The sequence below is a fragment of the Micromonospora sp. NPDC048871 genome (genome assembly GCF_043198155.1).
Lineage (GTDB): Bacteria > Actinomycetota > Actinomycetes > Mycobacteriales > Micromonosporaceae > Micromonospora.
Genome location: NZ_JBICUM010000004.1, coordinates 319,988 through 345,916, shown reverse-complemented (window position 1 = coordinate 345,916; position 25,929 = coordinate 319,988). Strand labels below are relative to the sequence as shown.

Annotated in this window: 26 protein-coding genes; 18 read left to right on the top strand and 8 right to left on the bottom strand. The window is 71.5% G+C overall.

Annotation, left to right across the window (positions count from 1 at the left end; genetic code table 11):
* The first annotated feature begins 223 nt into the window (after positions 1-223).
* Complete coding sequence (locus tag ACGFIK_RS13065; protein WP_327026240.1) at positions 224-616, top strand: nuclear transport factor 2 family protein; 393 nt, start codon at positions 224-226, stop codon at positions 614-616.
* Positions 617-845: 229 nt separating this feature from the next.
* On the opposite strand, the gene ACGFIK_RS13060 is transcribed toward ACGFIK_RS13065, so the two are convergent.
* Positions 846-2,405 carry a glycoside hydrolase family 43 protein gene (locus ACGFIK_RS13060; RefSeq protein ID WP_393339331.1) on the bottom strand — a complete coding sequence of 520 codons (1,560 nt, stop codon included), beginning with the start codon at positions 2,403-2,405 and terminating at the stop codon, positions 846-848.
* Positions 2,406-2,452: 47 nt separating this feature from the next.
* Positions 2,453-2,989: a cupin domain-containing protein gene (locus tag ACGFIK_RS13055; RefSeq protein WP_327026238.1), complete on the bottom strand. Its 537-nt coding sequence runs from the start codon at positions 2,987-2,989 to the stop codon at positions 2,453-2,455.
* Between the two features lie 276 nt (positions 2,990-3,265).
* Here ACGFIK_RS13055 and ACGFIK_RS13050 point away from each other — a divergent pair, with 276 nt between their 5' ends.
* The 11 genes from ACGFIK_RS13050 (at position 3,266) to ACGFIK_RS13000 (ending at position 14,098) form a co-directional block, all read left to right on the top strand.
* Complete coding sequence (locus ACGFIK_RS13050) at positions 3,266-4,873, top strand: ABC transporter substrate-binding protein (RefSeq protein ID WP_327026237.1); 1,608 nt, start codon at positions 3,266-3,268, stop codon at positions 4,871-4,873.
* Positions 4,874-4,885: 12 nt separating this feature from the next.
* The gene (locus tag ACGFIK_RS13045; RefSeq protein WP_327026236.1) at positions 4,886-5,977 is read left to right on the top strand and encodes an ABC transporter permease; all 1,092 of its coding nucleotides are present in this window, start codon (positions 4,886-4,888) and stop codon (positions 5,975-5,977) included.
* Positions 5,974-6,891 carry an ABC transporter permease gene (locus ACGFIK_RS13040; protein WP_327026235.1) on the top strand — a complete coding sequence of 306 codons (918 nt, stop codon included), beginning with the start codon at positions 5,974-5,976 and terminating at the stop codon, positions 6,889-6,891. Before ACGFIK_RS13045 ends, ACGFIK_RS13040 begins: the two co-directional genes overlap by 4 nt.
* Position 6,892: 1 nt before the next feature.
* A complete protein-coding gene (locus ACGFIK_RS13035; RefSeq protein WP_327026234.1) occupies positions 6,893-7,873 on the top strand; it encodes an ABC transporter ATP-binding protein in 981 nt (326 codons plus the stop codon).
* The gene (locus ACGFIK_RS13030; protein WP_327026233.1) at positions 7,870-8,832 is read left to right on the top strand and encodes an ABC transporter ATP-binding protein; all 963 of its coding nucleotides are present in this window, start codon (positions 7,870-7,872) and stop codon (positions 8,830-8,832) included. Before ACGFIK_RS13035 ends, ACGFIK_RS13030 begins: the two co-directional genes overlap by 4 nt.
* A gap of 10 nt (positions 8,833-8,842) precedes the next feature.
* Positions 8,843-10,081: an amidohydrolase family protein gene (locus ACGFIK_RS13025; protein ID WP_357527690.1), complete on the top strand. Its 1,239-nt coding sequence runs from the start codon at positions 8,843-8,845 to the stop codon at positions 10,079-10,081.
* On the top strand, positions 10,078-11,751 hold the full coding sequence (locus ACGFIK_RS13020) for a DUF885 domain-containing protein (protein ID WP_327026231.1): 1,674 nt from the start codon (positions 10,078-10,080) through the stop codon (positions 11,749-11,751). The genes ACGFIK_RS13025 and ACGFIK_RS13020 overlap by 4 nt, the downstream gene beginning before the upstream one ends.
* On the top strand, positions 11,748-12,122 hold the full coding sequence (locus ACGFIK_RS13015) for a nuclear transport factor 2 family protein (protein WP_327026230.1): 375 nt from the start codon (positions 11,748-11,750) through the stop codon (positions 12,120-12,122). The genes ACGFIK_RS13020 and ACGFIK_RS13015 overlap by 4 nt, the downstream gene beginning before the upstream one ends.
* On the top strand, positions 12,119-12,445 hold the full coding sequence (locus ACGFIK_RS13010; protein WP_327026229.1) for a TIGR04076 family protein: 327 nt from the start codon (positions 12,119-12,121) through the stop codon (positions 12,443-12,445). The genes ACGFIK_RS13015 and ACGFIK_RS13010 overlap by 4 nt, the downstream gene beginning before the upstream one ends.
* Positions 12,442-13,428: an LLM class flavin-dependent oxidoreductase gene (locus ACGFIK_RS13005; RefSeq protein WP_327026228.1), complete on the top strand. Its 987-nt coding sequence runs from the start codon at positions 12,442-12,444 to the stop codon at positions 13,426-13,428. Before ACGFIK_RS13010 ends, ACGFIK_RS13005 begins: the two co-directional genes overlap by 4 nt.
* A gap of 172 nt (positions 13,429-13,600) precedes the next feature.
* A complete protein-coding gene (locus tag ACGFIK_RS13000; protein WP_327026227.1) occupies positions 13,601-14,098 on the top strand; it encodes a DinB family protein in 498 nt (165 codons plus the stop codon).
* Positions 14,099-14,120: 22 nt separating this feature from the next.
* On the opposite strand, the gene ACGFIK_RS12995 is transcribed toward ACGFIK_RS13000, so the two are convergent.
* Positions 14,121-15,623, bottom strand: coding sequence for a hypothetical protein (locus ACGFIK_RS12995; RefSeq protein ID WP_393339322.1), 1,503 nt, complete (start codon positions 15,621-15,623; stop codon positions 14,121-14,123).
* Positions 15,624-15,729: 106 nt separating this feature from the next.
* Here ACGFIK_RS12995 and ACGFIK_RS12990 point away from each other — a divergent pair, with 106 nt between their 5' ends.
* On the top strand, positions 15,730-16,497 hold the full coding sequence (locus tag ACGFIK_RS12990) for an NAD-dependent deacetylase (RefSeq protein ID WP_393339321.1): 768 nt from the start codon (positions 15,730-15,732) through the stop codon (positions 16,495-16,497).
* On the opposite strand, the gene prfH is transcribed toward ACGFIK_RS12990, so the two are convergent.
* A complete protein-coding gene (gene prfH / locus ACGFIK_RS12985) occupies positions 16,498-17,106 on the bottom strand; it encodes a peptide chain release factor H (RefSeq protein WP_393339318.1) in 609 nt (202 codons plus the stop codon).
* Positions 17,103-18,281, bottom strand: a complete 1,179-nt coding sequence (locus ACGFIK_RS12980; RefSeq protein WP_393339316.1) for an RNA ligase RtcB family protein — start codon at positions 18,279-18,281, stop codon at positions 17,103-17,105. The genes prfH and ACGFIK_RS12980 overlap by 4 nt, the downstream gene beginning before the upstream one ends.
* A 205-nt stretch (positions 18,282-18,486) precedes the next feature.
* Here ACGFIK_RS12980 and ACGFIK_RS12975 point away from each other — a divergent pair, with 205 nt between their 5' ends.
* Together ACGFIK_RS12975 and ACGFIK_RS12970 are read left to right on the top strand one after the other, a co-directional pair.
* Positions 18,487-19,320, top strand: coding sequence for a DUF4253 domain-containing protein (locus tag ACGFIK_RS12975; protein WP_327026222.1), 834 nt, complete (start codon positions 18,487-18,489; stop codon positions 19,318-19,320).
* Positions 19,321-19,549: 229 nt separating this feature from the next.
* On the top strand, positions 19,550-21,037 hold the full coding sequence (locus ACGFIK_RS12970) for a M20/M25/M40 family metallo-hydrolase (protein ID WP_393339486.1): 1,488 nt from the start codon (positions 19,550-19,552) through the stop codon (positions 21,035-21,037).
* Between the two features lie 63 nt (positions 21,038-21,100).
* On the opposite strand, the gene ACGFIK_RS12965 is transcribed toward ACGFIK_RS12970, so the two are convergent.
* Both ACGFIK_RS12965 and ACGFIK_RS12960 read right to left on the bottom strand, forming a co-directional pair.
* Positions 21,101-21,973, bottom strand: a complete 873-nt coding sequence (locus tag ACGFIK_RS12965) for an SgcJ/EcaC family oxidoreductase (RefSeq protein WP_327026220.1) — start codon at positions 21,971-21,973, stop codon at positions 21,101-21,103.
* 61 nt (positions 21,974-22,034) lie between these two features.
* Positions 22,035-23,054: a sigma-70 family RNA polymerase sigma factor gene (locus tag ACGFIK_RS12960; RefSeq protein WP_327026219.1), complete on the bottom strand. Its 1,020-nt coding sequence runs from the start codon at positions 23,052-23,054 to the stop codon at positions 22,035-22,037.
* 234 nt (positions 23,055-23,288) lie between these two features.
* On the opposite strand from ACGFIK_RS12960, the gene ACGFIK_RS12955 reads away from it, so the two are divergent.
* Entirely contained in the window at positions 23,289-23,855 is a 567-nt protein-coding gene (locus ACGFIK_RS12955; RefSeq protein WP_327026218.1) for a nuclease, read from the top strand.
* Between the two features lie 99 nt (positions 23,856-23,954).
* Here the strand turns inward: ACGFIK_RS12955 and ACGFIK_RS12950 are convergent, their stop codons facing one another.
* Positions 23,955-24,461: an HAD domain-containing protein gene (locus tag ACGFIK_RS12950; RefSeq protein WP_393339311.1), complete on the bottom strand. Its 507-nt coding sequence runs from the start codon at positions 24,459-24,461 to the stop codon at positions 23,955-23,957.
* A 117-nt stretch (positions 24,462-24,578) separates the two neighbouring features.
* Here ACGFIK_RS12950 and ACGFIK_RS12945 point away from each other — a divergent pair, with 117 nt between their 5' ends.
* On the top strand, positions 24,579-25,091 hold the full coding sequence (locus ACGFIK_RS12945; RefSeq protein WP_327026217.1) for a hypothetical protein: 513 nt from the start codon (positions 24,579-24,581) through the stop codon (positions 25,089-25,091).
* A gap of 195 nt (positions 25,092-25,286) precedes the next feature.
* On the top strand, positions 25,287-25,910 hold the full coding sequence (locus ACGFIK_RS12940; protein WP_327026216.1) for an alpha/beta hydrolase: 624 nt from the start codon (positions 25,287-25,289) through the stop codon (positions 25,908-25,910).
* Positions 25,911-25,929 lie beyond the last annotated feature (19 nt).

The following is a 25,929-nucleotide window of genomic DNA, read 5'->3' as shown; positions in this document are numbered from 1 at the left end:
CACCCCCTGCTTTAACCCCACACTCAGCCCCGCACCCGCGGGGCCCCCCCCCCCCCCGGGCCCCCCCCCCCCCCCCCCCCCCCCCCCCCGGGGGGGGGGGCGGGGGGGGCACCCCCCCCCCCCCCCGACGCCCTTTCGGTGCTGCGGCGGCCAACCACCCGCTCGGATACCGTCAGCGCGCCGAACCGGCGTCGAACAGGCGAGGGGTGGCAGGCTGGCAGGCATGGACAGGGAGCAGGTGACCGGCTGGATCGCGGCCTACGAGCGGGCCTGGCGTACGCCGGGCACGGAGGCGCTCGCCACGATCTTCACCGAGCAGGCGAGCTACCGGCAGGGGCCGTACCGGAAACCGGTGGTGGGTCTGCCGGCGATAGCCCGGATGTGGGAAGCCGAGCGGGACGGCCCGGACGAGGTGTTCCAGATGACCAGCGAGGTCGTCGCGGTCGAGGGCGACACCGCGGTGGCGCGACTGGAGGTCCGGTACGGCGACCCGGTCGACCAGGAGTACCGCGATCTGTGGATCATGCGGTTCGCCGAGGACGGGCGGTGCGCGTCCTTCGAGGAGTGGCCCTTCTGGCCGCCGAAGCCGACCGCCGCCCAACCCACCGAAAGCTGACGCCGCAGCGCCTGCCCACGACCTGACCGGCCGCCCCCGTCACCCCGCCGTGCAGGACCGCGACCGGCGGCGGTGAAGCCCACCGGCTCGCCGATGCCGGGTTGCTGGTCGTCGACCGGCCGGTGCGGGTGGCGCCGAGCTTGTCGCCCGGCGCTCCGGAGCAGCTTCACCTGCGCCGCGAGCGTCCGTCCGGCACACCCGAGGCGGACGCCCGCGAACTGGTGGCCGGTCAGGATCGGGCGCTCGGGCGGTAGTCGAACCAGTCGAAGGCCGCGCTGCCCTCGGTGACGTAGAGGCCGAACACCCGACCGGTGAAACCGGCCGCGACCTCGGTGGACAGGTACCGTCCGTCGAGTTCGGCGAGCACTACCGGCCCGGTGTCGGTCAGCACCTCGAAGCTGACCGTGTCGCAGCCGGCCGGGCGTACCCCGAAGGGGGCGCCGGGGGCCGTCACCTGGTCGGCGGCGGTCACCGTCGGGGGGAGCAGGTCATCGGTACGGGTGGCGATGGTCAGGGTGACCGGGCCGGTCGGCACCGACAGCTCGCCGAAGACCTGCCGGAAGGGTCCCACCCGGCCGATCACCTGCACCAGTCCGTCGGCGACCTCGATGTCGTAGTGGTGGGCCTCGTCGATGCGCAGGGTCAGTCCGGCCCGTCCCGCACCGGGGTCCAGGTGCACGCCGGCCCGGCAGTCGTGGTGCTGCTGCCGACGGGCGACCAGGGTGGCCCCGGACCGGTCCAGGGTCGTACCGGTGGCGTGCAGGGTCAGCCAGCCGGGCCGCTCGGTCAGCGACCAGCTCTCCTTCGGCCGCTCCCGCAGCGAGATCCACTCCGGCGTGAGCGCCTCGGTGGCGTCGAAGTCGTCCCGATAACCGCCGGTAGCGGGCGGTGCGGCCAGGGCGGGTGGGCTACCGGCCGGGGCGGTCATGGTCTCCTCCACCGGGTCCACCACCGGCCAGCCGTCCACCCAGCGCACCGGCACCAGGAAGGTCTCCCGGCCGAGTACGTGGTACGGCGGCCACTGGCCCTTGGCCCGGATGCCCAGCAGCACCATCCACCAACTGCCGTCGGTGGCCTGCACCAGATCGGCGTGGCCGGTGGCCTGCACCAGCCGATCCGTGCTGCGGTGGGTCAGGAAGGGGTTGACCGGGCCGGGCTCGAAGGGGCCCCGGATGCTGCGCGAGCGGGCGATGGAGACGGCGTGCCCGGTGTGCGTACCGCCCTCGGAGACCAGCAGGTACCACCAGTCGCCGATCCGGTACAGGTGGGGGGCCTCCGGGTACTGCCCGCCGGTGCCCGACCACATCGGCACCGGACCCTCCAGCACCGCGCCGGTCTCCGGATCGATCCGGTACGACTCGACCCCGGACACCGTCAACCAGCAGTCCCCGTTGTCGTCCCAGGTCAGCGAGGGGTCGATGTGCGGCACGTCGAGGTGGACCGGCTCCGACCAGGGGCCGGCCGGGTCGGTGGCGGTGACCAGCAGGTGGCGGCCGGTGGTGACATTGGTGGTGACCATGTAGAAGCGGCCGTCGTGGTGCCGGATGGTCGGGGCGTAGATGCCGGCGGAGGCGTGTGTGTCCGGCGGCAGTTCCAGTTGGCTGGGCCGGTCCAGCACGTTGCCGATCTGCCGCCAGTTCACCAGGTCCCGGCTGTGGAAGATGGGTACGCCGGGGAAGTACTCGAAGCTGGAGCAGACCAGGTAGTAGTCCTCGCCCACCCGACACACGCTGGGATCGGGGTGGAAGCCGGGTACGACGGGGTTGCCGAAGGTGGCGGAATCGGTCATGTGCATCGATGCTAGGCGGCACCCTGCCCGACTCGTACCCCCGGTTCTCAGGGGTTGGGTGGGGTGACCGCGATGATCAGGTGGGCCGGCTCGTCGCTGGCGTTGCGGTAGAGGTGGGCCAGGCGGGAGTCGAAGGTGACCGCCTCCCCGGCGGCCAGGGCGTGCTTCTCCCCGCCGATCTCGGCGACCACCTCGCCGGTGATGACGATCGCGCACTCGGTGGAGGGGTGGGCCCAGGGCTCGGCCGAACTGGCGTCGCCCGGGGCCAGGTAGGCCTGCAGCACCTCCAGGTCCCCCCGTCCCGGGGTCAGCCGTTCGTAGGTGATCTGGCCGGGGGGAGCGGTCAGTCGGCTGCGGGTGCCGGCGCGGCTCAGGTGCACCGCGGGGGCCTCGGGTTCGGAGAACAGTTCGGCGATCGAGGTGTCGAAGACCTGGGCGAGTTTCCGCAGGGTGGCCAGGCTGGGGTCGGTAGCGCCGTTCTCGATCTGGCTGAGCAGCGCGGGGGACACCTCGGCGGCTGTGGCGAGCTGACGCAGCGTGAGGGAGTGCTGCTGTCGGAGGTCGCGGAGCCGGTCACCGAGCATCTAGAACCTCGATCCGATAACAGTGTGGCTGAAATTGTTTGACCAAGCTATACAGGCCTGTCTAGGGTGGTCAAACAACATCCGGGCAGTGTTTGGTGTAGGTATACACGCCTCGTTCGGGCAGGAACCGGACGAACGCGAGTCCAGCTACATCCAACCCTGAGACGACGTTCCTGAAAACCCGAGACACCGCGACCGGAGACACCGGCGTCACGTCCCAGGTCGTTGACAATTCGCGGCCCACGCCGGACCGCGCCGTACGAAGGTAGGAACAGCATGTCGGTGTTCCCCCGCCGGCTTCGCGTCGGAGCATCCGCTCTGGCGGCGCTGGCCATCATCTCCACCACCGCCTGCACGGCCGGCGGCGGTGGCGGAAACGCTACTGGTGGCGGCGCGGCCACCCTCACCGTCAACACCTCGTTCGTCCTCAAGACCCTCGACCCCGGTCGGGTGTACGAGGCCACCGGCCTGACCGCGGTGCACGCCCTCTACGACACTCTGCTCACCTTCGAGGGCTCGGACGTCAGCAAGCCGGTCCCGGCCCTGGCCGAGTCGTACGAGGTCTCTCCGGACGCCAAGACCTTCACCTTCAAGCTGCGCCAGGGGGTGAAGTTCTCCGACGGCAGCCCGCTCACCGCCGACGACGTGGTGTTCTCCCTCAACCGGCTGAAGAACCTCAAGGCCAGCCCGGCGGTCACCGTCAGCGAGCTGAGTGTCAGCAAGACCGACGACAGCACCGTCGTGGTCACCTCGGCGACTCCCAACCCCAACGTGCCGGTGGTGCTGTCGATGCCCTCCACCGCCGTGATCAACTCCGAGGTCGCCCAGCAGAACGGCGCCAAGGACGGCGAGGACGCCGCGCAGGGCGACACCGCCCAGCAGTACCTGGACACCACCTCCATCGGCAGCGGCCCCTACCTGCTCAAGTCGTACGAGCCGGAGTCCCAGGTGGTGCTGGAGGCCAACCCCGAGTACTGGGGTGACAAGCCGAAGTTCGACCGGGTCGTGCTGCGCAACATGGACGTGCAGACCCAGAAGCTGACCATGCAGCGGGCCGAGGCCAACGAGATCTCCCTGGACATCTCCGGCCGGCTGCTCGACGGCCTGCCGGACACCCTGCAGACCTCCGGGGTGCAGGACACCGTCTACTTCCTGTTCCTCAACGCCGACCCGGCCGTGTCCGCGGTGACCGCCGACCCGAAGTTCAACCAGGCCCTGCGGGCCGCCATCGACTACCAGGGCATCGCCGCCCTCTACGGCACCGGTGCCGCACCGGGCGCCGGGCTGGTCGCCCCCGCCTTCCCGGGCGCGCTGCCCGAGGGTGAGGCCTCGACCCGGGACCTGGCCAAGGCCAAGGCGCTGCTGGCCGAGGCGGGCCTGACCAACCCCAAGGTCAAGTTCAGCTACCCGGCCATCACCTACAAGGGGGTGGACCTCGGCACCGTGGCCACCAAGGTGCAGGGCGACGCCGCCGAGGCCGGCATCACCCTGGAGTTGAACCCGCAGCCGCTGACCACCTTCCTGGACGAGATGCGCGCCGGGAAGATGCCGATGGGCTTCACCCCGCAGAGCCTGAACTACCCGGTCGCCGACTCCCTGATCAACAACATGGCGCCCGGACAGCCCACCGCCCTGCGGTCCGGCTGGACGGTGGAGCGGGCCGACCCGGCGGTCGTGGCCGCCGGCAAGCAGGTCACCGAGACCCTCGACCTGGCCCAGCGGGCCACCGCGATGCAGGAATGGCAGCGACTGATGAACCAGTCCTCCCCGTACATCGTGCTGGCCAGCAACTCCTCCACGGTGGTGGCCACGGCCGACCTGACCGGTGCGGACTACACCGCGGCCGGCTGGCAGGTCGACGTCGCCGCGGTCGGCCGCAAGTAGCCGGCAGCACCGATGACGACAGTGCAGGACGGCGAGCCGGGCGCGGTCACCACGACCGCGGCCCGGCCCCGGCCGGGCCGCGCGTACCCCCTGCTGGTCTTCCTGGCCAAGCGGCTGGCGATCACCGCGGGCCTGCTGCTGGGGGTCACCGTGGTGACCTTCGGGCTGGTCAACGTGGTGCCCGGTGACCCGGTCACGGCGAACCTGTCCGACCAGGCCCTCAACGATCCGGCCACGGTGGCCGCCTTCCGCGAGAAGTGGGGCCTGGACCAGCCGCTCTGGGCGCAGTACCTCCAGTACCTGGGCAACCTGGTCACCGGTGACCTGGGCATCTCCCAGCAGACCGGGCGCTCCGTCCTGGACGACCTGGTGCGGTACGTGCCGGCGACCATGGAACTGGCCATCCCCACCATGGTGCTGGCGTTGCTGATCGGCACCGGCGTCGGCATGCTCGCCGCGGTCCGCAACGGCCGGTTCACCGACCAGTTGGTCCGGGTGGGCTCCCTGCTGGGCCTGTCCACCCCGCCGTTCTGGCTGTCGCTCGTCGTGCTCTACGTCTTCTTCTACAAACTGGGCCTGGCCCCCAGCGGGGGAAGGCTCTCCACCGCCTTCAGCCCACCGCCCACCGTCACCGGCATGTACACCGTCGACGCGGCCCTGGCCGGGCAGTGGGACGTGGCCTGGGACGCCGCCCAGCACCTGGTCCTGCCGGTGCTGGTGCTGACCTCCCTGACGGTGGCGCTGCTGGTGCGCTTCGTCCGCTCCGCCATGCTGGAGGTGCTCCAGCAGGACTACATCCGCGCCGCGTACGCCAAGGGTCTGCCGACCCGGGTGGTGCTGCGCCGGCACCTGCTGCGCGCCGGCCTGGTGCCGGTGGTCACCGTCTCCGGCCTGGCCTTCGCCTCCCTGCTGTCCGGCACCGTGCTGGTGGAGAGCATCTTCGGCTGGCCCGGCCTCGGCCAGTACGCCTACCGCAGCGCCACCGCCCTGGACCTGCCCTCGATCCTCGGCGTCAGCCTCTTCGTGGCACTGGTCTACACCCTGGTCAACCTGACCGTAGACCTGCTGTACGGCCTCATCGACCCGAGGATCCGGCTGTCATGACCACGATCGCACCGGACCCGGTGACCCCAGATGCGAAGGTGGACCGGGCCCTGAACCGACGCCGCTGGCTGGGCCGGCTGCGCGGGGGGTCGACCGGTCGGCCGATCTGGCGGCAACCCATCGCCCTGGTGGCCCTGATCATCCTCGGCGGATGGCTGCTGGTGGCGCTGTTCGCCCCGCTGATCGCCCCCTACGATCCGCTGGCCCAGAGCCCGCAGGCGTACGCCCCACCCTCGGCGACCCACTGGTTCGGCACCGACTCCCTGGGCCGGGACATCCTCAGCCGGGTGATCCACGGCGCCCGGCTGTCCATCCCCCTGGCCCTGGCCATCGTCTGCCTGGCCCTGCTGATCGGCGGCCTGCTCGGGCTGCTCGCCGGCTACCTGGGCCGGTTCGTCGACGAGGCGCTGATGCGCCTGACCGACCTGGTCTTCGCCTTCCCCCAGATCATCCTCGCGATGGCGGTGACGGCGGCGTTCGGCCCGAACACCCGCAACGCCGTCCTCGCCCTGGTCATCGTCTCCTGGCCGGTCTACGCTCGGGTCATCCGCAGCGCCGTGCTGAGCATGCGCGGCGACGACTACCTCAACGCCGCCCGGCTGCTCGGCGTCGGGCCGGTCAAGGCCCTGCGCCGCGACGTACTGCCCAACAGCATCGGTCCGGCGATCGTGCTGGCCACCCTGGAACTCGGCAACGCGGTGCTGCTGCTGGCGGCGCTCTCCTTCCTCGGTCTGGGGCCCCGACCACCGGCCGCCGAATGGGGCTCGATGGTCGCCCTCGGCTCCCAGGACCTGTCGATGTGGTGGGTCAGCGTCTTCCCCGGCCTGGCCATCCTCACCGTCGTGATGGCGTTCAACGTGCTCGGCGACGCACTGCGCGACCGGCTGGACCCCCGCTACGCGAAGGGACGCTGAGATGGCGCCGCTGCTCGACGTCGACTCCCTGGCCGTCACCCTGCCCGGTCCGCGCGGCCCACTGCCGATCCTGCACGACGTGTCGTTGACCGTCGAGGAGGGCGAACTGGTCGGCATCGCGGGGGAGAGCGGCTGCGGCAAGAGCCTCACCGCCCAGACCCTGCTGGGTCTGCTGCCGGCCGGTGCCAGGGTCAGCGGTTCCGCCCGGTTCGCCGGCACCGACCTGCTCGGCCTGGACCAGCGCGGCTGGCAGCGGGTCCGGGGGGCGGGCATCGCCATGGTCTTCCAGGACCCCACCGCGGCCCTGCACCCGATGCTCACCATCGGCCGGCAGCTCACCGAACACATGCGGGTGCACCTGCGGATGGACCGCCGGGCCGCGAACCGGCGGGCGGTGGAACTGCTCGACCAGGTCCGCATCCCCGACCCCGAACGGGCCCTGCGTTCCTACCCCCACCAGTTCTCCGGCGGAATGCGGCAACGGGCGGCCATCGCCATCGCCCTGGCCGCCCGCCCTCGGCTGCTGATCGCCGACGAACCCACCACCGCCCTGGACGTCACCGTGCAGGCCGGCATTCTCACCCTGCTGGACCGGCTGCGCGCCGAGACCGGCCTGGCCGTCGCCTTCATCACCCACGACCTGGGGGTGCTCAGCGCGTTGACCACTCGGGGTTACGTGTTCTACGCCGGGCGGGTGGTGGAGACCGGCCCGACCGGGTCCCTGCTCACCGCACCCACCCATCCGTACACTGCGGCGCTGCTCGGCGCCCGCCCGCACGGCACCCAGGCCGTCGGTACCCTGCGGCCCATCCCGGGCGGCCCACCGGCACCCGGCCAGGCCCCGCCGGGCTGCCCGTTCCAACCCCGCTGCGGGTACGCCGAACCCGCCTGCGGCAACGCTCCACCGCCCCTGGCCCCGGCCGGTGAGCACCGGTCGGTGGCCTGCGTGGTCCGCCCACACCTGGAGGTGGCAGCGAGATGAGCGACCTGCTGCGGATCAGTCAGGTGCAGGTGGAGTACCGCGCCCGGGGTGGCGGGCGGGTCCAGGCGGTCGCCGGGGTCGACCTTCAGGTGGCCCCCGGCCAGATCGTCGGCCTGGTCGGGGAGTCCGGCTGCGGCAAGTCCTCGCTGGCCCGGGTGGCCGTCGGGCTGACCCCGCCGAGCGCCGGGGAGGTCAGCTTCGCCGGCCGCCCGATCACCCCGCTGGGCTGGCGGCGCAGACCGGAGACCGAAATCGGTCTCCAGATGGTCTTCCAGAACCCGTACGCCTCCCTCAACCCCCGGCGCACCATCGGCGCCCAACTGCGCGACGGCATCCCGGCGACGGTCACCGGCGCGGCCCGCGAGGCGCGAGTGACCGAACTGCTCGACCGGGTGGGCATGCCCGCCGAGGCCGCCGACCGCTACCCGCACCAGTTCTCCGGCGGGCAACGGCAACGACTGGCCATCGCCCGGGCCCTGGCCCCGCAACCCCGCATGATCATCGCGGACGAGCCGGTGACCGCCCTGGACGCCTCCTCCCAGGCCCAGGTGGTCAACCTGCTGGTCGGGCTGGTCCGGGAACTCGACATGGGCATGCTCTTCATCTCCCACGACCTGGCCCTGGTCCACGAGATCGCCGACGTCACCGCGGTGATGTACCTGGGCCGGATCGTGGAGACCGCACCCACCCGGGACCTGTGGCGCGACCCCCGCCACCCCTACACCCGGGCCCTGATCGACGCGGTGCCCCAGATCGGCCCCACCCCCCGGCTGCCCGCCACCCTCGCCGGAGAGGTACCCGACCCGGCCAACGCACCCACCGGCTGCCGGTTCCGGCCCCGCTGCGCCCACGCCTTCGCCCCCTGCGGTGACCAGCCACCCCACCTCGACCTCGGCGGACGCAGCGCCGCCTGCTGGCTCAACGACCCCACCACGGCCCCGTCCGTGGCCGCCCACTGAGGACGCCGCCATGCATCACGCAACCGAACAGGTCCTGGTCAACCTCGCCCTCTACGACGGCATCGACGACCACCTCCAGTCCGACCGGGGCGTCTGGATCGGCGCCGACGGGATGATCCGCGCCGTCGGCCCGGTCGACGAGGTGCTCGCCGAGGCCGGCGACGTCCGGGTGGTCGACCTCGGCGGTGACGTGGTGATGCCCGGCCTGACCAACATGCACGTGCACCTCTCCCTGGGCCTGCCCGGTCACCTGGCCGACGAGGTGCACCGGTCCAACCTGGCCGAACTGGTGCTGCTGATGGCCGACTCGGCGCGGCGCACCCTGCACGCCGGGGTCACCACCGTCCGGCTGGTCGGCGAGGGCCGCTACGCCGACTTCGCGCTGCGTAAGGGCATCGAGGCCGGTGCGGTGGACGGTCCCCGGATCTTCACCGCCGGGCACGCACTCTGCTGCACCGGGGGCCACGGCTGGGAGGCCGACGCCCTGGAGGCCGACGGGGCCGACGGGTTCCGCAAACTGACCCGAGCCCAGATCCGGGCCGGCGCCGACCTGATCAAGGTGTGCATCTCCGGCGGCATCGCCGGCCAGTACGAGGCCATCGACACCCCGCAACTGCTCGACGACGAGATGGCCGCCGTCATCCAGGTCGCCCACGACTGGGGCCGCAAGGTCACCGCGCACGCCGGCCCGGCCGACACCGTACGCCGGGCGGTCCAACTGGGCCTGGACTGCGTCGAGCACGGCTACGAGCTGACCGACGAGGTCACCCGGCTGATGGCCGAACGCGACGTCTGGTACGTCCCGACCATCGTGGTCAGCCGCTGCGAACAGTTCTTCCGCGACTCCGGGGTGCCCGGCTGGCTGATGGAGCGGGCCCTGGGGGCCGGCCCTCGGCACTGGGAGAGCCTGCAACACGCCATCCGCAACGGGGTGCCGATCGCCCTGGGCAGCGACATGCCGCCGCACGCCGGCTACGACGAGACCACCGCCACCGTGCGGGAGTTGGAGTTCATGGTGGAGGCCGGGATGCCGGTCGCGGACGCCCTGAAGGCCGCCACCATCCGCCCCGCCCAGTGGCTCGACGCCGACGACCGGCTGGGCAGCCTCACCGCCGGCAAACACGCCGACCTGCTGGTGCTGCGCGACGACCCGACCCGGTCGGTGTCCGCCCTGCGTACCCTGCACACGGTCATGAAGGGCGGGGTCGTCTACCGCGACGACCACGGCCGTACCCGGACATCCCGATGACCGCCGTCGGTGCGGTCGCCGACGACTACCTGGCCGCGCTGGCCCACCTGGACCCGCAGGCCGCCGAGGCGGCCGGGGGCACCCCGGAGTCGCAGTTGGCCGACCTCTCCCCGGAGGCCTTCGAGGCCCGCGCGGCGCTGGCCCGGCGGACCGCCGCCGCGCTGACCACGGCGACCGCCCAGGACCCGGCGCAGCGGGCCCTGGCCGGTGCCCTGGCCGAGCGGCTGGACAGCGAGATCGCCCTGCACGAGGCCGGTTTCACCACCCGGCTGCTGGCCCCCCTGGCCACCCCGGTCCACCTGGCCCGGCAGGTCTTCGACAACCTGCCCCGGAACACCGCCGCCGACTGGGCCGACCTCGCCGCCCACCTGCACCGGCTCCCCACCACCCTGGACCAGTACGCCGCCACCCTGCGCCACTGCGCCCAGCGCGGCCACCTGGCCGCCCGACGGCAGGTGCGGGTGGTCGCCGAGCAGTGTGCCGACTGGACCGCCACGGACTTCTACGGTCGCCTGATCGCCGGCTACCCCGGCGGCCCGCTGGCCGACCGGCTAGGCGAAGGGGCCCGCCGGGCCACCGCCGCCACCGAGGGGTTCGCCGCCTTCTTGCGCACCGAACTGGCCCCGATGGCCTCCGATGTGGACGGTGTCGGCCGGGAGCTGTACGAGGTGACCTCCCGCGCCTTCCTCGGCGCCACGGTCGACCTCGACGAGCTGTACGCGTACGGCTGGGAGGAGCTGGCGCGCACCGAGGCCGAACTGCACATCGCGGCGGTCGACTGCGGCTACCCGGACCCGGTCACGGCCCGCACCGCCCTGGACGCCGACCCCGCCGGGCGGGTGCCGGTCGGACCGCTGCTGGAACAGTGGCTGCGCAAGCGCACCGCCCTGCTCACCGACCAGCTCGACGGCACCCACTTCGACATCCCGGCGGCCACCCGCCAGGTCGAGTGCCGGATCAGCCCGGCCGCCTCCGGGGTCATGTACTACACCCCGCCGGACGCCCACCTGACCCGCCCGGGTGCCATCTGGTGGTCCGTGCCCCCGGGCCAGTCCAGCGTGCCGGTGTGGCGGCATGTAGGGACCCTCTGCCACGAAGGGCTGCCCGGTCACCACCTGCAACACGCCATCACCCTGACCACCGCCGAGCTGCATCCCTGGCAGCGCCACCTGTGCCAGGTGCACGGGTACGCCGAGGGCTGGGCCCACTACGCCGAACGCCTCGCCGACGAACTGGGCCTCTTCGCCGGCCCCGGTGAACGCCTCGGCATGCTCGACGGGCAGATGTGGCGGGCCGCCCGGGTCGTCATCGACCTCGGTCTGCACCTCGACCTGCCGATTCCGGCCGGCAACGGATTCACCGACGCCGACCGGTGGACCCCGGCCGTGGCCGTGGACCTGCTGACCCGGGTAGCCGGGCTGGACCCGGCGACCGCCCGCTTCGAGGTCGACCGGTACCTGGGCTGGCCGGCCCAGGCCCTGGCCTTCAAGGTGGGGGCCCGGCTGTGGCAGCAGACCCGCCGGGACGCCGAACGTCGCGCCGGTGCCGCCTTCGACCGCAAACGGTTCCACCACACCGCCCTGGCGCTCGGGCCGATGGGCCTGGACCCCCTGCGCGCCCGCCTGGCCGAGACCCTGCCCCCGCGACCCGAGCCGGAAGTGACCCGATGAGCATCGACGAACTGACCAGCACCATCAGCGACATGTACCGGTCCCTGGGCGACCGGCCCGCCTTCGACGCCCACCTGCACCCCGACCTGACCATCTGGGAATCCGACGCCGACGACCTGCTGACCGGCCTGGCCGCCCTGGACGACCTGCGGAACCGGCGGGCCGCCGCCGCCACCGGCCCGGCTCCGGCCAGCGTGGCACCGGAGCAGATGCGCGCCGAGAGTTGGGGCGACACCGGCCTGGTCCGCTACCTGCTGCGGGCCCGGTTCGGCGACGACCGCCCGGACACCTGCTTCCGGGTCACCGACGTCCTGCGCCGCGACCACACCGGCTGGCGCATCGTGCACCACCACGCGGAGGCGATCCGATGAGCACCGAGGAACCGACCACCAAGGTGTACGACCTGCGGGTCGTGGTCGAACGGATCGAGGGCCGCTCGGTCTGCGGCATGAAGGTCGGTGACCACATCGACCTGACCGAATCCAGCCGGCTGAGCCTCCCCGAAGGCCAACACTTCTGCATGTACGCGCTGGCCGCCTGCCTGCCGCTGCTGCCCGCCAAGCAGCGGGCCCTGGCCGAGGGGGACTGGATGGCCCAGGACAGCCATGTGGCCTGCCCGGACCCCGAGGAGCGGCTCATCATGCGCATCGAACGCACCGACCTGCGGCAGATCCCCACCGAGGAGTTGACGTGACCGGCGACCACCTGGTCGGCATCGGCCTACAGTCGGACAAGTCCGCCGACGAGTACGCCGAACTCGCCGAGTTGACCGAACAGCACGGCTTCGACGTGCTGTCGGTCTTCGGTGACCTGATGTACCAGCCGCCGGTCTTCCCGCTGCTGGTGGCCGCCCGGCACACCCGCCGGGTCCGGCTCGGCGCGGCCTGCCTCAACCCGTTCACCCTGCACCCCGTGGAGATCGCCGGTCAGGTGGCCGCCCTGGACCTGGCCTCCCACGGCCGGGCCTACCTGGGCCTGGCCCGGGGCACCTGGCTCCAGGAGGTCGGGGTGACCCAGGCCCGGCCGCTGCGGCGCATCGCCGAGACGGTGCAGATCGTCCGGCGACTGCTGGCCGGCGACGACAGCGGTTTCCAGGGTCGGGAGTTCACCCTGGCCCCGGGCACCGCCCTGCGCTACACCCCGGCCCGCCCCGACGTGCCGGTGCTGGTCGGCACCTGGGGGCAGCAGACCGCCCGGTCCGCAGCCGGATACGCCGCCGAGGTCAAGGTCGGTGGTTCGGCGAACCCGGCCATGGCCAAGACGATGCGGGCCTGGCTGGACGAGGCGGCCGGTCACCGCACCGGGGTGGTGCTGGGTGCGGTGACCGTGGTCGACCTGGACGGGGAACTGGCCCGGCGGGTGGCCCGTACCGAGGTGGCCATGTATCTCGCGGTGGTCGCCGCCCTGGACCCCACCGTCGAGGTGGACCCGGAACTGCTGGCCCGGATCCAGGAGCATGTGGCCCGCCGGGAGGACGCCGAGGCCGGTGCCCTGATCGGTGACGACCTGCTCGACCTGTTCGCCTTCTCCGGCACCCCCGAACAGGTCGCCGCGCAGGCGGCAGCGGTGTTCGACGCCGGGGCGAGTCGGGTCGAGTTCGGCACCCCGCACGGACTCACCCCGCGTACCGGCATCGACCTGCTCGGCCGGCGGGTGCTGCCGCTGCTGCGCGGCTGACCCACCCCACCCCACCCCACCCCACCCCCACGCGCGATCTTGCAGTTCCGGTCGTCGATTCGCGGCTTTTGACCTGACTCTCAGCGACCCAAACTGCAAGATCGCGCGTGGGGGTGGGGTGGGGGGTGGGGTGCCTTGCTGTTGGGTGGGGTGGTTTTGGGATGCTTCGTGCATGGCATCTCCGTTACCGACGTCCATGGACGACATCCGGGACGAGCCGCTGCGGGCTCAGTTCGAGTTCTTCCTCGATCAGCACCGCGCCGCGCTGAGCGGCTGCCTGGATGGACTGACCGAGGAGCAGGCCCGCAGGTCGCTGGTGTCCTCTCGCACGACCCTGCTGGGCCTGGTCAAGCATGCGACCTTCGTGGAGAAGGTCTGGTTCGACGAGGCCGTCAACTGCCGGTCGCGGGACGGGATCGGCATCCCCGCCACACCGGACGAGTCCTTCATCCTGGACGACTCCGACACCATCGCCGACATCCAGCGAGAACACCGGGAGACCTGCATGCGGTCCCGCCGAGCGACGGCGCCGCTCGACCTGGACGACCTGGTGTACGGCAACCGGCGCGGCCCGCTGCCGTTGCGCTGGGTGTACCTGCATGTGCTGCGGGAGTTGGCCCAGCACTGCGGGCACGCCGACATCCTGCGCGAACAGATCCTGGCCGAGTGATCCGGCCGGGCACCAAGCGACGTCAGCGGCGCAGGGCGTAGAAACCGCGCCAGGGTGCGCCACCACCCCACAGTCGGTAGCCACCGATCAACGCCAGCAGGTAGGCGGCGGTGGCCGGACCGGCCAGCAGCCAACCGCCTCCGGCCAGGACGGTCAACGCCAGCAGAATCGCCAGGTGTCTGCCCGTCGGCTCGGCGAGGCCGAACAAGTGGAGCTCGACCGGGCTCAGCTGGTAGTTACGGCGCGGTCGGGTACGGGCGGTGCTCGCCGGCCAGAGCCGCCCCACCCCGGCGACGTCGACCAGGTACATGCGCCGCAACCCTGGGCAGCGGCGCAGCTCGACGCTCAGCGGCAGCTGCGCACCGCCGGCCGGGTCACCGGCCAGCCGGCGCACCAGCCGGCGATCCCAGACGATCCGCTGGTACCAGATCCGGTCGGCGTCGCGTAGTTCGAGCCAGAACGATGTCGGCTCGATGCCCCAGTGCCGTTGCGCCACCATGACCCAGGCCTCGGCCGGTCGACCACGACGCCGCGCGCCGAGCAGCCAGCGCCCGAGCCGCCACGTCCACGCCCAGGCCAACACGTACCCGGGCAGCAGCACCAGATGGACGAGCACCTCCCGCCCTCGCGGCTCGATCTCGAAGAATTCGGGATAGGCCGGCATCACCGCGTACGGCTGAGCCGGGTCGTACCGCACCGGCACCTGGCCGCCCTCCCGGTAGCTGTCCGGGTCCACCGGCTTCCACCGCACCCGCCATTCGGCTCCGGTGGCGTCGTGGTAGGCGACCTCGATCCGGTCCTCCGCGCCGAGCCGGGCCCCGGTGACCGTGCCCAGGGCCTGCCCGGTCAACGACGCCACCTCCTGGCGCTCCCACTCCATCAGGTGCCACACCGTGCCGGCGATGGTCAGCACCAGCAGCAGCCAGCCGATCAGCACCTTCCCGACGGTGAGGTTCGCCCGCTTCGGTCCGTCGACGATCGACACCGGTGGCGGCGCTGCGGCTGCCGGGGCCGACGGCGCGAGGACGTGTTCCCACTCGATGAGGAACGCGCGGGCCCGTGCGGAGATCGCCGCGAGTTCGGGATCGACCGGCGGCGTCGCCACCTCGCGCTCGATTCGCAGGGCGGAACGCAGGGAGTAGACGCCGATCCCGAGGAAGAGGACGGTGAACCCGGTTCCCCACATCCAGAACCGGCCGTCGGTGTGCAGAGTGTCCGCCGTAGGGCTGCTGACCCGTCCCGTCACCGTCACACCGTCTTCGAGGGGGTCGCCGTGGCGGGGCGTGAGCTTCACCGCGTCGATGCGGACGGCGCCGTCGGCGGAGACGAACGGCCCGGAACAGGTCCACCGGGGTCCGTCCTCGGTGTCGGCGTACACGCAGTCCTCGACGGTCACCGCACCGGCCACCCCGCCGTACGTCGCCCGGAACGAGTCGACCGCGAGGACGGCCATCCAGATCGCGACACCGAAGATGACCGTGACGTACGAGAGCATCAACCAGTGGTGCAGCTCGAACGCGGGCATCCGGCGCAACGGCCCTCCCCGATCGTCGTCTCGTCGCGTGGCAACAGGGTGATCCGACACTGTAGGCGAGCCCGGCGATCGACCCGAGCGCCGATAGTCTCGACGGATGACCGAATTGGCGACGGCGCAGGCCGCGAAGCTGCTCGGCCGGGCCCGACAGGTGGTGGTCTTCACCGGCGCGGGCATGTCCGCCGAGAGCGGGGTGCCGACCTTCCGCGACGCCCTCACCGGCCTGTGGCAGCGTTACGACCCCCAGGAGTTGGCCACCCCGGCGGCCTTCGAGACCGACCCGGCTCTCGTCTGGGGCTGGTACGAGTGGCGCCGCGCGGCCGTCGCGCGGGCCCGACCGCACCCGGGGCACCTGGCCGTGGCCGCGATCGAGACCCACGCCCCACACACCGTGCTGGTCACCCAGAACGTGGACGACCTGCACGAGCGGGCCGGCTCCACCGACCCGCTGCACCTGCACGGCAGCCTGTTCGCCCCCCGCTGCTCCGCCTGCGCCCACCCGGCACCGACCCCCGCCCCGCACGAGCCGACCAAGGGACGGCGGCTGCCCCCGCCGCGCTGCGACCGCTGCTCGGCGCCGGTCCGGCCGGGCGTGGTGTGGTTCGGTGAGGCGTTGCCGCAGTCGGCCCTGGAAGCCGCCGCCGAGGCCGCCGCCTCCTGCGAGGTACTGCTGACCGTCGGCACCTCCGGCCTGGTGTACCCGGCCGCGGAGATCCCGCACCTGGCCGCCCGGTCCGGCGCCACGGTGATCCAGGTCAATCCGGAGCCGACCCCGTTGGACCCGGTGTGTGAGATCAACCTGCGTGGCCCGGCCGCCCGGGTGCTTCCCGCCCTGGTCGAGGCCGCCTGGGGCGACGTCGGGTGACTACGGGCGTTCGACCCGGACCGGGTCACCGCGGACCAGCCGGTCGTGCAGCTGCCACCGCGCGGTGGTGGCGTCGCGTACCGCGCTCTCGTCCCGGTCCGCGAGCCGCTGCCGCAGCAACCGCAGCGCGATCCGGCGGTTGAGGCTGAACTGCCGCTCGGTGTCGACCACGACCACCAACCCGGTCGGGCGGTGCGTCGCCCGTACCGCCGTGCTGGCCTTGTTCCGGTGCTGACCACCGGGCCCGCCGGTGCGGCAGGCGACGACCTCCACCTCGGACTCCTCGAAGGAGGTGGCCTCCGTGTCCGCCGGGCAGGGCTGGGCGGTGACGTACCAGTTCTTCCGACCCACCCCGGCCCGGTACGGGCTGGGTGCCTGCCAGCACAACGTGCCGGTCCAGGAGGCGGTGAAGCCCTCGGCACCGGCGCCGTCGATCTCCACCAGCACCGAGCGGTAGGTGCCGGGCCGGTCACCGGCGACCGTGTCGACCCGGTGCACCCGTAGCCGCTGCCGTGCGGCCTCGGCTTCCAGGCGTCGCAGCAGCTGGGCCAGCGCCCAGGCGCACTCCTGCGGGCCGCGTCCGGCCGACAACAGCAGACGTACCCTCATCGCCGGCCCCGCCGCCGTCGCTCGTCGCGCCGCGACCCGGCCGCCAGGTCGGCCGTCTTGTACGTGACCAGGGGAATGGTGGTCGCGATCGGGGTGGCCAACCGGTGCGTGACCAGGTCCGCGATCACCTGCTCGATCCGTTTGTACGCCCCCGGCGCCTCCTCGAAGAGCAGTTGGCGGTCGCCACACACCACCAGGGACCCCACCGGGGTACGCCGAAGCTCCTCGACGGTGTGCTTGGCCCGCCCCCGGCGCAGGGCGTCGGCCCGGGACATCTTCCGTCCCGCACCGTGCGCCACCGAGTAGTTCGCCTCCGGACCGGCGTGCGCGGCCACCAGGTAGGACGGGGTGCCCCGGGTGCCGGCGATCAGCACGTCCCGGCCGTCACCCGGGGCCGCACCCTTGCGGTGCAGGTAGCCGCCGTCGCGTACCTCCACCAGGTTGTGGCACTGGTCCACGATCGGCTCGGTCGGCGCGGCGCCCAGGGCGTACGCGACCCGGGCGGCCAGTAGCCGACGGTTCAGCGCACCCCACCGTACGGCCTCGTCGTGTCGGGCCAGGTAGGCCTGTGGATCCGGGGCCGGGCCCGCGCCGTGCCCTTCGGTGTGCTCCCGTAGGATCCGCTCGCCCAACCCCCGGGAACCGGAGTGCACGACGAGCACCAGGTCACCGGCGGCCAGCCCGAGCCGACTGGCGTGGGTCGGGTCGAGCACCGTCCCGATCCGGGCCAGCTCGACGAAGTGGTTGCCCCGGCCCACCGTGCCCAGGCCCTCGAGGTGGCCGGCGGGTATCTCGCCGGTCAGCACCGTCCAGGCCGGATCGTCGGCGTCCAGGTCGGGATTCAGCGGCCGGTCCAGGTCCGGGAACCGGGCGGCCAGCTTCTCCGGTACGGGTCGCTTGAGCCGGATCGGGAACACCGCGATGCCGCAGCCGATGTCGGATCCGACGAGGAACGGATACAGCACCCGGGAGGCCATCGCGGCCCCGATCGGGGCGCCCTTGCCCGGATGCAGGTCGGGCATGGCGGCGACGTGGATCATGCCGTCGAGGGCGGCTACCTGACGACACTGGGTGTGGGCCTCGGACTCGATCCAACTGGTGGGTGAGGCGAAGACGCTGATCGTGGCGGGGTCGGAGGCGGGCAGCGTCGACTGCCGCAGGTGCAGCTCAGACAAGGATTTCTCTCCCGAGGAGAATGAGGAGGCACGGACGGTGGATGAGGGCACGAGGGGGCGCGGAGGGGTCTCGGCGCGGCGGGGTGCGATCCGTCAGTACGTCATGCGCCCACCCTGGCGCAGCCCGCCCGGCGGGACAACCGGTTTTAAGGTGCCGCCGCGCGGAGCGCGGAAAAGTCAGCCCCGGCCGCTACTCTCACGCCTCGTGACGTCGCAGTTGAACGAGATGCCCGCCGACCTGCTGGAACTGTTCCCGGACGATGCTCCGCGAACCCTCGCCGTGCCGCTGCCGCCCGGCCAGACCGTACGCGGCAGCGAGGGTGTCGACGATCGGCCGGTGTTGTGGATGAGCGAGGAGCCGGCACCGGCCGGGCTGTGGTCGCGCCTGCACGCCGTACATCAGGACTCCGGGTTGTGGCCGGTGCTGCTGGACGGGCTCGGCGGTGACATGTCCCGCCCCTGGACAGACGGTGAGCTCTGGCCCGCGGCCTCCACTCCCGACCAGCATGACGTCGAGGGGGTGCTCACCGACCGGTGGGCCGCGCTGACCGACGACGACTCGCCGCCCCCGGCCGATGAGGATTCCCTCACCGCCCCGTACGGCCGGACCTGGCCGGGCCTGGCCCCGGAGCTGCCGTCCCGGGTGGGGGTGCGACAGCACGCCGACCACTGGGCCGAGCAACTGTCGCAGGCCCAGCCGGAGATGCGTCTCGGCCTGGTCGCCGCGCCGCGCGGCAGCGACGTGTTGGCCACCCTCGGGTGGCACGGCGCGATCAACCACATCGGGGTCGCCGAACTGTGCGCGGTGCTGCGCAGCTGGGAGGACCGCTTCGGGGTACGGGTGATCGGGGTCGGCTTCGCCGAGCTGTACCTCAGCGTCGCCGCGCCGCCTAGCAACCTGGATGAGGCGCTGCCCATCGCCGCCGAACACTTCGCCTTCTGCCCGGACAACATCCTGCAAGGGCAGCGTCCGTACACTCTCGCCGCCTACGCGGAGCGTCTCGTCGACGCCCCGACCTGGGCCTTCTGGTGGGACTGAGCCCCCTGCTCAGACCTGCGGCTTCGGCGGCCGGCGGGCGGTCAGGGTGACCAGAGGCGCGACGTGGGCGGTGGTCCGGTCGCAGACTCCCACCTAGCTCCTCGTCACGCTATGGATAAAGCGGTATAGGGCGATGTGTTTACGCCATTCTCCGCACGGTCCTAATCTGCGGCTGCCGGTGGTGCCGGCGTTCCCTACCCGGCAGGAGAAGACGTTGCGAGTAACTACGGTGTTGCGTGCCTGCACGGCACTGGCTCTGACCCTCGTCGCCGTGGTCGCCGTGCCGACCACCGCTCCCGCGACCACCCCGGTGGCTTCCGCCCTGGCGGTGCCGGACATCTCGCTGACCAACACCAAGGCGCATATTCAGCAGTTCCAGACGATCGCTACCAACAACGGCGGCAACCGACGCGCCACCGGCGCCGGCTACACCGCCTCGGTGACCTACGTCTACAACAGACTGGCCGCCGCCGGGTTCACCGTTACCCGGCAGAACTGCACCTCCGGCTGCACCAGCGGCGCCGGTCCTAACGTGATCGCCGACTGGCCGGGCGGTGGGGACCCGAACAGCATCTACATGTTCGGCGCCCACCTGGACGGGGTGTCGGCCGGTCCCGGCATCAACGACAACGCCTCCGGGTCGGCGACCCTGCTGGAGATCGCCCTGACCCTCGCGGCGACCAATCCGAGCCTGACCAGCCGGGTCCGGTTCGCCTTCTGGACCGACGAGGAGCAGGGCCTCAACGGGTCCCGGTTCTACGCCAACTCCCTGTCCAGCACGGAACGGGCGAAGATCAAGGCCTACTTCAACTTCGACATGGTCGGCTCCGTCAACGGCGGCTACTTCATCAACCGGATCACCTCCGTGCCCGGCCAGACCCTGAAGGCGTACTACGACTCCATCGGGGTGCCGACCGAGGAGAACACCGAAGGCGCCGGCCGTTCCGACGACGCCCCCTTCAACGCGATCGGGGTGCAGACCTCCGGGGTGGCGGCGGGCGCCTCCCGGGTGAAGACCGCCGCGCAGGTGACCAAGTGGGGCGGCACCCAGAGCGCCTTCGACCCCTGCTACCACCGGTCCTGCGACACGTACCCGAGCAACATCTCCGACACTGTGCTCAACCGGGCCGGTGACGCCGCCGCGTACGCCCTCTGGACCCTGGCCGCCGGCACCCCGGCGACGACGGTCTGGTCGGATACCTTCGAGACCTCCACCGGCTGGACCACCAACCCGGCCGGCACCGACACCGCCACCAGCGGCAGCTGGGAGCGTGGCGTGCCGCAGGCCACCAACTCCAGCGGCGCCAAGCAACTCACCGCCCTCTCCGGCACGAACAGCCTGGTCACCGGCCGGCTGGCCGGCACCTCCGCCGGCGACCACGACATCGACGGCGGTACGACCAGCGTCCGCTCACCCGCCATCACCCTGCCCGCCACCGGCCCGCTGACCCTGAAGATGTCCTGGTACCTGGCCCACGGCAGCAACGCCACCAGCGCCGACTACTTCCGGGTCTCCGTGATCCACAACGCCGGCACCACCCCCCTCTTCACCCAGTCCGCCACCGCCACCAACCGCAACGCCACCTGGACCTCAAGCAGTTGGAGCCTGACCCCCTATCCCGGCCAAACCGTAAGAATCCTCATCGAAGCCGCCGACGCGGGCACCGCCAGCCTGGTAGAGGCCGCCGTAGACGACGTCACCATCACCCAGGGCTAACCCTCGCGTCGACATCCGCTAGCACCATCTCCGTTGATCATGAGGTTGGCGGCAGCGTGGATATCAACGACTGCCGTCAACCTCATGATCAACCATTGCGGGCGGGGGGTGGGGGTGGGAGAGGGTGGGAGAGGGTGGGAGAGGGTGGGAGAGGTGTTGGTGGGTCAGGCGCCAGGTGCCAGCGCGGCGGGTGAAGATTCGGGTGCCGCGGGACCAGGTTTCCGTGCTTTCGCCGTCGGGCGGGGTTACTCGTATGCGGTTGAGGCCCCAGGAGACGGCCAGGTCGCCGGCTATCAGGATGGTCTGGTTGGGGATCTCCCAGGTCACCTTGCCGTCGGCGGCGGCGTCCAGACCGGCCTGGCAGACCTCACGTACCGCTGGTGCGCCCACGTATTGCAAGGGGCCGTCGTGTTCGTACGACACGATGTCGGGGGCGATGGGCTCCATCAGGGCGTCGAGGTCCTGGGCGGCGGTCGCGGCGAACCACCGCTGGTGCAGTTCGCGTAGCTCCCGTTCGTCGGCGGCCGGGTCCCGCACGGCGGTGTCGAGCGGGAAGGAATGGTGCTCGTGGGTCACCACCCAGCGCCCGTCCTGACGGCGCAGACCCAGCGTGAGGCGTAGTCGCCGGTCAGGCGCCGCGGCGAGGTCCGCCGCCGTGCCGCAGCGCAGCAGGGCGTACGCGAACGCCACCTCGCCGCCGGCCGTGACCTCCAACGACTCGATCTCGAACGAGGCGCCCTGGGCCTGCCAGCGGAAGAACGGCGGCCAGCTCTGCCGGTAGGCGGCCAGCCCTCGTACCCCCTGCTGCGGCGGCGGCACGTCGAACATCACGATGTCCTCGGCGTGGTCGGCCAGCACGGCATCGAGGTCGCCGCGGTGCACCGCGGCGACCCAGCGTTCGATCAGGGTGCGGATCTGTTCCTCGTCAGTCGCCATGATCGGTCCTTCCGGGTCGTTCGGGGTCCGTCACCCCTACAACCCGGGCCGGGCGGCAAACTCATCGCACCCCGGCTGGCTCGCCGTCGAGTCGGGCCGGCAGCCCGTAGCGTGGGAAAGCGGCGTCGAGGAATGAGACCACCTCGGCGATCCGGGCGCCGCGCAGCGTGAGCAGGTCCAGACCCGCCGGCAGGTAGGCGCCCTGGGCTTCGTCCCAGCGGTACGTGCCGAACGCCAGCTGCCCGTTGGCCCGGCCCGGCAGGAAACGCCAGCGGTACGAACCCACCACCTCGACGAGGAAACCTCGGATCGCCGGCCGGCCCTCGTACCAGACCCGCAGTGGCGGCATCGAGTACCGCGCGTCGTCGGTCAACATCGCCACGATGGCCTCGACGTCACCGGCCTCCCAGGCCGCCGCGTACCGGAGGGCCAACTCCCGCTGTCCCGCGTCGCCGAGCGCCCCCAGGGTCCGTTGCTGGGTCTGCTCGGGCAGCAGACCGGTGAGGACCGCGCGGGCCCGCTGCAAGGCGCTGTTGACCGCCGCGACTGTGGTGCCCAGCAGGTCGGCGGCCTCCCTGGCCGAATAGCCGAGCACCTCGCGCAGCAGCAGCACCGCCCGCTGCCGGGCCGACAGATGCTGCAACGCGGCGACGAACGCCAGCTCCAGGCTCTCCCGGGCGATCATCCGGGTCTCCGGGCCGAGCTGCTCGGTCCACCCCATCAACCGCTGGGGGTACGGCTCCAACCACGCCAGCTCGGCCGTCGCCGCGACGTCCGGTCGAAGGTCGGTGGGCAACTCCCGGCGCCTCCGCCGCTCGATCAGGGTCAACGCCCGATTCGTGGCGATCCTGTAGAGCCAGGGCCGGATCGATCCATGGTCATCCTGGAACCGGGCGAGGTTCCGCCAGGCTCGATCCAGGGTGTCCTGGACGGCGTCCTCGGCGTCGTGCAGGGACCCGAGCATCCGGTAGCAGTGGGCGCGCAACTCCTCGCGCAGCGGCCCGACCAGCCGCCCGAACGCCTCCCCGTCGCCCGCCCGCGCCGCGTCGAGCAGTTCCCCGTACCCCTGCTTGCGCTCCATCATCGGCAGGCTACGCCGACCCTGACCCCGCCTGCCGCCGGCGACCGTGCGTGAGTCGGCATCACTCTCCGGTACGACACGGAGACCCCCGGTGGCCGGAACCCCCGACTCTCGAGGCTGCCGAGGTGCGGCGGCCGGTCAGCCAATACCCTTGACCACGAGCATGGCTTCTGGCACGTCACACGCTCGGGCTGGACCGGTCCGCGCTGGCTGCTCCACTCGAGAGGTACCTCTATGCCCGGTATATCGGAATCCGTCACGTACCTCATCGTGGACGGGGAGAACATCGACGCCACTCTCGGCAACAGTGTTCTGGAGCGCCGGCCGGCCCCTGCGGAGCGACCCCGGTGGGAGCGTCTGCGGGAGTTCGCGCGCGACACCTGGCGGCAGCCGGTGAAGGGCCTGTTCTTCCTCAACGCCTCCGGTGGCGTACTGCCGATGCCGTTCGTCCGGGCCCTGCTGAGCATGGATTACCGGCCCATCCCGCTAGCTGGTTCATCGGATCAAAAGGTGGTGGACATCGGCATCCAGCGGACTTTGCAGGCCATCGCCCGGCGCCCGGGCAATGTGATGCTGGCCAGCCACGACGGTGACTTCCTGCCGCAGCTCGGCGAGCTGCTGCTCGACGGCGATCGTCAGGTCGCGGTCGTCGGGTTCAAGGAATTCCTCAACGCCGGCTTCGCCGAGCTGCCGGGCCTACAGATATTCGACATCGAGGAGGACGCGGACTGCTTCACCAACGTGCTTCCTCGGGTCCGCATCATCGACCTCGAAAGCTTCGACCCGGAGCGCTTCCTGTAGGCGGCGCGAACTGGCCGGCGGAGCGGCCTTCACCACCGCGCCGCCGGGTACCGGCCGCCAGGGCTGTGGTCGCCGCGCTGCTGCGGCACGGCGGACCGATCAGCCGTGCTGGTCCAGCCAGCGACTCACCGCCGCGAGGTCGATCCGGGTCAGTCCCCGGTCCGGGTCGACACGATGCGGGAGTGCAGGTTGCGGGTGCTGGGCGGCGACCCATCGCCGGTCGGCGTCGCTGATCTCGTCGTCCAGCCAGACGAACGGGCGACCTGCCGCCCACCGCACCAAAGGCTTGGTCTTCCAGTGCACTCCACGTGGTGGTTCCTCGCCGTCGTCGGGCCAGTCGACGAAGGGTAGAGCGGGCAGACCGATCCGGGGCGCCACGACCTCGTTGGCCTCGGCCACCCAGGTGCTGGCCCAGACCAGCTCACCCGGCAGGGCCAGCAGCCGATCACCGTCGGCGGGATCGAGACGGTCCAACAGCGGATTCCCGTGCTGATCGGGCCCGTCGTCATGCCCACCAGCACAAACTGCGTACGGCCGGGACCGTAGCGGGATCAGCACCCCGTCGATGTCCACGAAGATCAACGATGGTCCGACGCTGCCAGCCACCGCCGAACCGTACCGCCCGAGTGGTGCACGCAGGAACGCGAGCACGGTTACCAGGCGGCCGATAAACGCCTACGGCATGACAGGGCATATAGCGCGCCATGATCCATGATGGCTGGCATGCGAACCGTCCCCACCGGCCCAACTCCCAGTCAGACTGTTCGCGGCCGGCTGCGCTCGCTGGCTGCCCTGGAACTCATAAACATCCCACTGCAAGCTTGGATATGGTTCGGCCTGGTCGGGCTCCCAGCCACGGCAACCAACCTGCTCGGCTTCGCCTTGTTCGCGCTCCTGCTGATCGAAGGCGCCGCCTACTGGGCAGCCAAACTGCATCGGCTCAACGCCCGCCACCCCCACCTCCCGGCGCTACCGGCCTTCCGCGCAGCCCGCACCGCCAACCCACTGCTCCTAGCCGCCGCCCTCCTGGCCACCGGCTACGCAGCCGTGACAACCCCAGGCCGCACCTCCTGGCCGGGACTGGCCTTCGCCCTGTTCGCCATCCTGGAACACATCAACTACTTCCACCTCCAACTGATGTACGACACCCCCACAGACCTCCGCCGTCTCCGCTCAACCGGCCCCCGCCCCTCCCATCTGGCCCGCGACCTCACCCGCCCAACCCCTCCCCGTTGATCATGAGGTTGGCGGCACTGTGGAGATCAACAACTGCCGCGAACCTCATGATCAACGGGGAGGAGGGGGGTCTGCTGGGAGCGGAATCGGTTGGTGTCCAGCGGCGATGTCAGTGATGGTTGCCTGGTGCCCGATCTGATTGACGTCGCGCTCGGTGATGTTCGCCTTTCGTTGTGGGTGTGGCCAACTGGTGGTGTGGGCCGTATCCCGGTGGTGCTGTTGCCCGCCACCGGCCGGACGGCCCAGGACTGGGACGTGATCGCGGCGGAACTGGCCGCCGAGCGGACGGTGTACGCCGTCGATCTGCGCGGTCACGGAGGCAGCGACTGGCCTGGTGAGTACCGGCTGGAACTGTTCGCCCGGGACGTCCTGGGCCTCCTCGAACGCCTCGATATCGGCCCGGTCGACCTGATCGGCCATTCCCTCGGCGGCCTCATCGCCTGCCGGGCGGCGGCGGCAGCCGGACCGCAGCACATCCGTCGCCTGGTGTTGGAGGACATCGGCTTTCCGCGCCCTCGTCCACCTGCGCCACCGGAGCGGCCGGCGGGGGAGTTGCCATTCGACTGGCGGGTGGTGGAGCAGGTCCGCCCCGAGATCGACGACCCGTCTTCAGACTGGCCCGACATCATCGCCCGGATCACCGTACCCACCCTGCTGCTCGGCGGCGGCCCGTCGAGCCCAGTGCCCCAGCGACACGTCGCCGAACTCGCCGACCGGTTGGCCGACGCCCGACTGGTCACCATCGACGCCGGGCACTTGGTGCACGAGACCGAGCCGGATGCCTACCTCGACACGGTGATCGCGTTTCTCGACGCGTAGCCGCAGCGATGGCGAGCGG

Coding starts and splice junctions, on each gene's coding strand:
- ACGFIK_RS13065 (WP_327026240.1), top strand. CDS start 224: ATGGACAGGGAGCAGGTGACCGGCTGGATCGCGGCCTACGAGCGGGCC.
- ACGFIK_RS13060 (WP_393339331.1), bottom strand. CDS start 2,405: ATGACCGATTCCGCCACCTTCGGCAACCCCGTCGTACCCGGCTTCCAC.
- ACGFIK_RS13055 (WP_327026238.1), bottom strand. CDS start 2,989: ATGCTCGGTGACCGGCTCCGCGACCTCCGACAGCAGCACTCCCTCACG.
- ACGFIK_RS13050 (WP_327026237.1), top strand. CDS start 3,266: ATGTCGGTGTTCCCCCGCCGGCTTCGCGTCGGAGCATCCGCTCTGGCG.
- ACGFIK_RS13045 (WP_327026236.1), top strand. CDS start 4,886: ATGACGACAGTGCAGGACGGCGAGCCGGGCGCGGTCACCACGACCGCG.
- ACGFIK_RS13040 (WP_327026235.1), top strand. CDS start 5,974: ATGACCACGATCGCACCGGACCCGGTGACCCCAGATGCGAAGGTGGAC.
- ACGFIK_RS13035 (WP_327026234.1), top strand. CDS start 6,893: ATGGCGCCGCTGCTCGACGTCGACTCCCTGGCCGTCACCCTGCCCGGT.
- ACGFIK_RS13030 (WP_327026233.1), top strand. CDS start 7,870: ATGAGCGACCTGCTGCGGATCAGTCAGGTGCAGGTGGAGTACCGCGCC.
- ACGFIK_RS13025 (WP_357527690.1), top strand. CDS start 8,843: ATGCATCACGCAACCGAACAGGTCCTGGTCAACCTCGCCCTCTACGAC.
- ACGFIK_RS13020 (WP_327026231.1), top strand. CDS start 10,078: ATGACCGCCGTCGGTGCGGTCGCCGACGACTACCTGGCCGCGCTGGCC.
- ACGFIK_RS13015 (WP_327026230.1), top strand. CDS start 11,748: ATGAGCATCGACGAACTGACCAGCACCATCAGCGACATGTACCGGTCC.
- ACGFIK_RS13010 (WP_327026229.1), top strand. CDS start 12,119: ATGAGCACCGAGGAACCGACCACCAAGGTGTACGACCTGCGGGTCGTG.
- ACGFIK_RS13000 (WP_327026227.1), top strand. CDS start 13,601: ATGGCATCTCCGTTACCGACGTCCATGGACGACATCCGGGACGAGCCG.
- ACGFIK_RS12995 (WP_393339322.1), bottom strand. CDS start 15,623: ATGCCCGCGTTCGAGCTGCACCACTGGTTGATGCTCTCGTACGTCACG.
- ACGFIK_RS12990 (WP_393339321.1), top strand. CDS start 15,730: ATGACCGAATTGGCGACGGCGCAGGCCGCGAAGCTGCTCGGCCGGGCC.
- prfH (WP_393339318.1), bottom strand. CDS start 17,106: ATGAGGGTACGTCTGCTGTTGTCGGCCGGACGCGGCCCGCAGGAGTGC.
- ACGFIK_RS12965 (WP_327026220.1), bottom strand. CDS start 21,973: ATGGCGACTGACGAGGAACAGATCCGCACCCTGATCGAACGCTGGGTC.
- ACGFIK_RS12960 (WP_327026219.1), bottom strand. CDS start 23,054: ATGGAGCGCAAGCAGGGGTACGGGGAACTGCTCGACGCGGCGCGGGCG.
- ACGFIK_RS12955 (WP_327026218.1), top strand. CDS start 23,289: ATGCCCGGTATATCGGAATCCGTCACGTACCTCATCGTGGACGGGGAG.
- ACGFIK_RS12945 (WP_327026217.1), top strand. CDS start 24,579: ATGCGAACCGTCCCCACCGGCCCAACTCCCAGTCAGACTGTTCGCGGC.